The organism is Blautia sp. AM47-4, from assembly GCF_003479865.1.
In the GTDB taxonomy this organism is placed as follows: Bacteria; Bacillota; Clostridia; order Lachnospirales; family Lachnospiraceae; genus Fusicatenibacter; species Fusicatenibacter saccharivorans.
In genome coordinates this window covers 1-5,022 of record NZ_QUHY01000060.1, presented here as the reverse complement: position 1 = coordinate 5,022, position 5,022 = coordinate 1, and the positions used below count along the sequence as shown (strand labels likewise).

The following is a 5,022-nucleotide window of genomic DNA, read 5'->3' as shown; positions in this document are numbered from 1 at the left end:
TCCAAGCATTGTAATCAGTGCACCGATAGACCAATATTTATGTGATTTCATTCAGATACCTCCTGCCGTTTTTCTTAATCATATACCTTTTAAAAGATATATACAAACTTGAAGTTGTCTGATTAGCAATTATCTTTTGCAATTTATAACTGCATCAAAAAGAATACCAGTACACTCGAGAGTATTGTTACTGTCCCCATTATGATAAACATCATGGAAGTAAAACTTTTTGAAATTGGTCTATCAACATAACACTTTTTAGGATTGTTTGGATTATAATAAACTGTCATCTTACTGTTGATAGGCCACAACTGCTCCGCAAATTGACGCAAATTTGCAATAGCTCCAGTTTTTACATGTAGCCATCCTTTTTCATCTTCATAGACTTCTGATTTCATCGGTACAGGTACTCCTGATAGTTGCGTTGTTATAATTCCTCGAAATTTTTTCTTTGCTTTATAACAAGTTCCATTCACAAAGTACTCAACGATTGGGTACACTCTTCCATTTCCAGGAAACCCATATTGTTTAACAATACCGTCTGTCTTTTTTGTACACAATTTATTCTGTCTTTTTACAATGATATTGAAAGTAACTCCTAGTAGAACTAATATTACACCAAGACCTCCAACTGTCATCAATTCTAACCATGCAATTTGCATTTTAGCCATAGTTTCATCACCTCAACTTCCGATTTGTTACTCACATAATATCATACTTCTCCTACAATTACATCTATCTATTTTTCATTATACTTCCATTCTGCTTGCTTCCGTCACCAGCATCCGGTTGATTTTCTCCTGCATGGTTTCTTTTGCGTCTTCATTGAAGTGATAGCGAACAACATACACCGTCTGTCCGATCTTCTTTGTGAAAGTGTGTCCCTGTGTCTTTATAGTCATCATTTTTTCCATAATTATCAAATTCCTTTCTTCTATGCCCGACAGAGAGAGGTTCGTATTATCCCTGCCGGAAGTTTATCTGTAAACTGTCAACGTAATTGTCAACATGGGGGTTCAAACTTCTTATAGGATGTTTTTTCTTATCTTCCAAATACATCCCTAAAGTTTTTTGAATATCTTTGTTGACAACTGGTAAGAGCCTCAAAATCACCAGTAAATATAAGGGTTTAGCGTGTCAACAAGGATGTCAACAAGCGATCAATTTCCGGGAAAATCGACAGCTTTCCGGTGCCAAAATCAGCCTTTCTCTCTGTCGGGCAGATCAAATGGAAGTTCTAACTGCTCTGCCTTTGTCAGCTTCGTAAATCCGTCTTTATCCAGTTCGTTGACACCCTCATCCTCTGTCCCTTCCCGAATCCAGCTCCGCTGTCTGCCATAACCTTGCTTTTCAAATCTGTGAATCCCGGCTCTCTTCCAGCCTGTGATCTGGGTATCCATGATCGAGCAGATCTCATTGGTTTCAAATTTCTTTGGTTCCCGGTCAAAATGGTCAAATGCTTCTTTCCAGATCTGCACCGAGCATACATGGGTTCCTTTGTAGGCATCCAGCCATCCCTGAATCGTTCCTGCCATGGTATCTTCCTGCGTGAACTGTTTCCGATATTCCTCAATCTCTTTCTCCATCTCTTTTGAAAATTTTAACAGACTGTTTTTATTCTCCGTTGTCCAGTAGAGCACCATCGCTTCTGCCCACAACTGGTCAAAATATGCTCTTGCTTCTTCCTCATCATCAAGGATATGTTTCTCTGCCTTACTGCTGTCTATGGCAATCGGCAGGAAACGTCTTGACCCTGTACGGTCAAAGGGAATGAACTGCCTTGTGTTTGTTGATCCGGCAAAAACACACTGACGCTTCCGGTCTTCCCCATAGACTGCATATGGATCACGGTAAGAATCTTTCTGTCTGGTCAGGAATGATTTGATTTCTTCATTGTTCTTTGCACTGATCGTCGCGATCATCTCTGGCATTTCTATAATCCAGTGTCCCCGCAGATATTCATAGACTTTATTGTCGCCAAGATTGCGTAAGTCATCGGAAAACCAGTCATCCTTTAAGGCAAGGAAGCGGAAAAAAGTAGATTTTCCGGCTCCCTGCTGACCAACCAGACAGAGCATTTCATCCGCTTTGCATCCGGGACGGTAAATCCTGCTCAACGCTTCCATAAGGAAATGCTTCATTACCTCATACACAAAGTCCGAAGCATCTGCTCCCATATACCGTTGCAGGACATATCGAATCCGTTCCTGACCGTCCCATTCCAATTCTTCCAGATATTCGCAGATTGGGTGGTAAGCCCGGCTTTTTGCTTCCATCCTCATTGCTTTATCCATGCAGTTTTCACTGCGAAGACTGTAATAGCGTTCAAAAAAATAGTAATAATACGTTCTGGCATCATCATCCAGCTTGCAGATCTCATCGTTCCACCAGAGGATCTTTACAATATCAATCCGCCCAGTCAGCTTGTTGTATTTCAGGCTCTCCCGGATATACGGATCATATCTCAGTACAAGTATATAATTATCCACGGTTGCTTTGACCGTTCCTTTCTGTGTCAGCTCAAGCATATCCCGGACTTTTTTAATCTCTTCCTGGTCTACGGTTTTTAACATTTCTTGTATGGCATCTTTCTGCTCCTTTGTCACAATCTCCTTTATCTTTGTATCGCTCAATTCTCTCTACCTCCTTCCTTTTTTCATTGACCAGTGCTTCTTTCTCTGCCTGATCTCCAAACAGCAGAATATCCAGATAATAATCCACTGTGGTCAGTTCCCTTAATGCGGTCATAAACCTTTTGTCCCATCCTTCTTCTCGGTTCTTCGGTGCATACTGCACTTTCCAGTCCACCAGCAGACTCCGGTAATCCAGATATGCTCTCAGACACCGCTGATACTCTGACTGCCATTTTTCTTCCGGTGTTGGTTCCGGCTTCTTCACAGATATTGGCTTTTTTTTAAAACCATCAATCCGGTCGGCATAAATAATTCCAAAATCATCTGCCAGCTTCTGTGCTGCTTCTTTTAATCCAAGTCCAAATAACTGTGCCGTAAAATCTATCGCATCCCCGGTGCAGCCACATCCAAAGCAGTAATATCTCCGGGCAACTTTCATACTGGGTGATTTATCATTATGGAAAATGCAACAGATCATCCCACTCCTGTTAGGCTTTAACCCATACATTTCTGCAGCCTGCCGGACAGTCACATTTTGCTTTACTTCATCAAATAGTCCCATCCTGTTCTCCTTTCTTTCACTGACTTTTTCCCAATTATGGGAAGTACTTTTTCACTCAAAATAAAAAAAGCACTTTGTCCTGTCCTCTCGGAATCAACAAAATGCCCTATATCTCCAGATCACTGGAACGAGATTTTCCTTTATTCAGTTGTTTTCTCTCAGCTTCTTCTCTTTCAAGTTTTGCTACATTCAGTGCAAGCTTTTCCCGGATAGAAGGTTTCACTTCTTTTTTGATTTCTTCTACAACAGCTTTCTTTTTCTCTGGCTGTTTTAACTGACGGACGATTTTTCCAACTGCTTTTTCCATCGCATTTTCAATCTTCCGGATCAGACCGTCCAGCCTTTTTACTGCATACTCTTTTTCTTTCCGGGATGCTTTCCGTTCCGGACTCTGAATCCACTTTTTAGAATCTTCTGCCAGATAAATGTCATCCTTCCGGGTAGCCAGTACCGCTTCCCTTGCAACCTGTTCCACCGCCTTGTCATATGCTTCACTGGATACCTCATCAAGCAGTGTTTCCACATCTTCAATACGAAGCGTTAACTTTTTTAACTGCTGTTCCTGTTCTTCGATCAGATCACCCTGCCGGAAAATCCGGTCAGAATTAGAAAGGAATTTTTCTTTAAATTCATTTTCCTGCTGAACCAGCATTTCTTCCTGTTTCTGTATTTTTTGTTCATTTCCTCTGACCACGATTGACTGTTTTGCAATATCTAGGCGGTTGGCATTCACTATCTCAATCTGCTGTTCAATCGTTTCCTGTTGCTCTGCAATTTCTTCTTTCTGCTTCATGCGGATGTAGTCCTGCTTCTCCAAATACTGCCTTCCTCCATAGGACGGTTCTTCATCCAGTTCCAGTCCATGACGTTTGCAGATATCCAGAAACATCACCCGGCAGGCAGAATCAAAAACCATCTTCCTGTTATTTGTCCGGGATCGTGCTTTGTCCGGCTGTGGCAGTTCAAAGCCAAGTTGCTTTAATGCTTCTTCCTGTTTCGGTTCAATCTCCCCATATCTGTTTGTGGCATCAAATACATGACGCTCATGGATATGCGGTGTCGCTTCATCCATGTGCAGTGACCAGTCAATGATATGGACATTAGAGCCGAAACGCTCATCAAACTCTTTCTTAAATTCATCAAAGATCATGACCAGCGTTTGTGCAGAAGCATGTTCATCTATCGTTCCAAGCTGATAGATACTTTCTTCCGGGCAGGTCTTTTTACTTTTCAGGATATCCTCCACACCTTTGCACCTGTCGGGGTGTCTGGCTTTCTCATGTCTCGCATTTTGGTTCATGACATAATCGCTGTAATGCTCCACATAGTATGCAAGCTCAATCTGGTTGAAAGAAAAATTATCCTCTTTTTCCCGGTCAGCCATGGTGGTATATCCCTGATAGCAGTCCCAGTAGATATTCTGCCGGACACGTTCATTGTCGATATGCTCACTGTGTTCCGGATCAAATCTCCGGTCATTGTGAAGCGGATTGTAAACGCCGTCTTTGCCGGATCTGCCGTTATGCCTTGTCCCTTTCAATTCACATCTCTCCTTTTTTCAAGTTTTCTCCCCGAAGGGATAATGCAGCGAAGCTGCCAAAAGTCTCTGTCTCCGTTACAGACAGTACCCAGTACCATATGGCGAAACGCCATATCACTGGGCAATGGCTGCCGCCCTTAACCTGCTAAGGGCTTCGCCCCTTAACCCCAGCAAGGTACTGCCTCCCTTTGCAATCCAGGCACAAAGGACTTCCAGTCCTCTGTACTCCCGGCAGACAAAACGTAATTCCTGCCGCTGTCCCTTCGGCATGATCTCCGTTCCGTCTG

6 protein-coding genes are annotated in these 5,022 nt (G+C 42.5%); all 6 read right to left on the bottom strand.

The window, feature by feature from the left end; genetic code table 11:
• On the bottom strand, window positions 1-51 hold a 51-nt coding region (locus tag DW965_RS22730), incomplete at its 3' end, for a DUF6219 family protein (protein WP_442857836.1).
• Between the two features lie 92 nt (window positions 52-143).
• On the bottom strand, window positions 144-671 hold the full coding sequence (locus tag DW965_RS18140) for a DUF3592 domain-containing protein (protein ID WP_117989501.1): 528 nt from the start codon (window positions 669-671) through the stop codon (window positions 144-146).
• Between the two features lie 78 nt (window positions 672-749).
• A complete protein-coding gene (locus DW965_RS18135; RefSeq protein WP_119198660.1) occupies window positions 750-914 on the bottom strand; it encodes a transposon-encoded TnpW family protein in 165 nt (54 codons plus the stop codon).
• Between the two features lie 285 nt (window positions 915-1,199).
• The gene (locus DW965_RS18130; protein ID WP_243036686.1) at window positions 1,200-2,633 is read right to left on the bottom strand and encodes a virulence-associated E family protein; all 1,434 of its coding nucleotides are present in this window, start codon (window positions 2,631-2,633) and stop codon (window positions 1,200-1,202) included.
• Window positions 2,542-3,195, bottom strand: a complete 654-nt coding sequence (locus DW965_RS18125; RefSeq protein ID WP_119198658.1) for a CHC2 zinc finger domain-containing protein — start codon at window positions 3,193-3,195, stop codon at window positions 2,542-2,544. The genes DW965_RS18130 and DW965_RS18125 overlap by 92 nt, the downstream gene beginning before the upstream one ends.
• 106 nt (window positions 3,196-3,301) lie before the next feature.
• Window positions 3,302-4,735 (bottom strand): serine/arginine repetitive matrix protein 2, encoded by a 1,434-nt coding sequence (locus DW965_RS18120; protein WP_119198657.1) that lies wholly within the window; start codon window positions 4,733-4,735, stop codon window positions 3,302-3,304.
• Window positions 4,736-5,022: the final 287 nt, after the last annotated feature.

Bases quoted from the DNA above. Each gene is read 5' to 3' on its own strand.
- DW965_RS18125 (WP_119198658.1), bottom strand. From the start codon at position 3,195: ATGGGACTATTTGATGAAGTAAAGCAAAATGTGACTGTCCGGCAGGCT.
- DW965_RS18135 (WP_119198660.1), bottom strand. From the start codon at position 914: ATGGAAAAAATGATGACTATAAAGACACAGGGACACACTTTCACAAAG.
- DW965_RS18140 (WP_117989501.1), bottom strand. From the start codon at position 671: ATGGCTAAAATGCAAATTGCATGGTTAGAATTGATGACAGTTGGAGGT.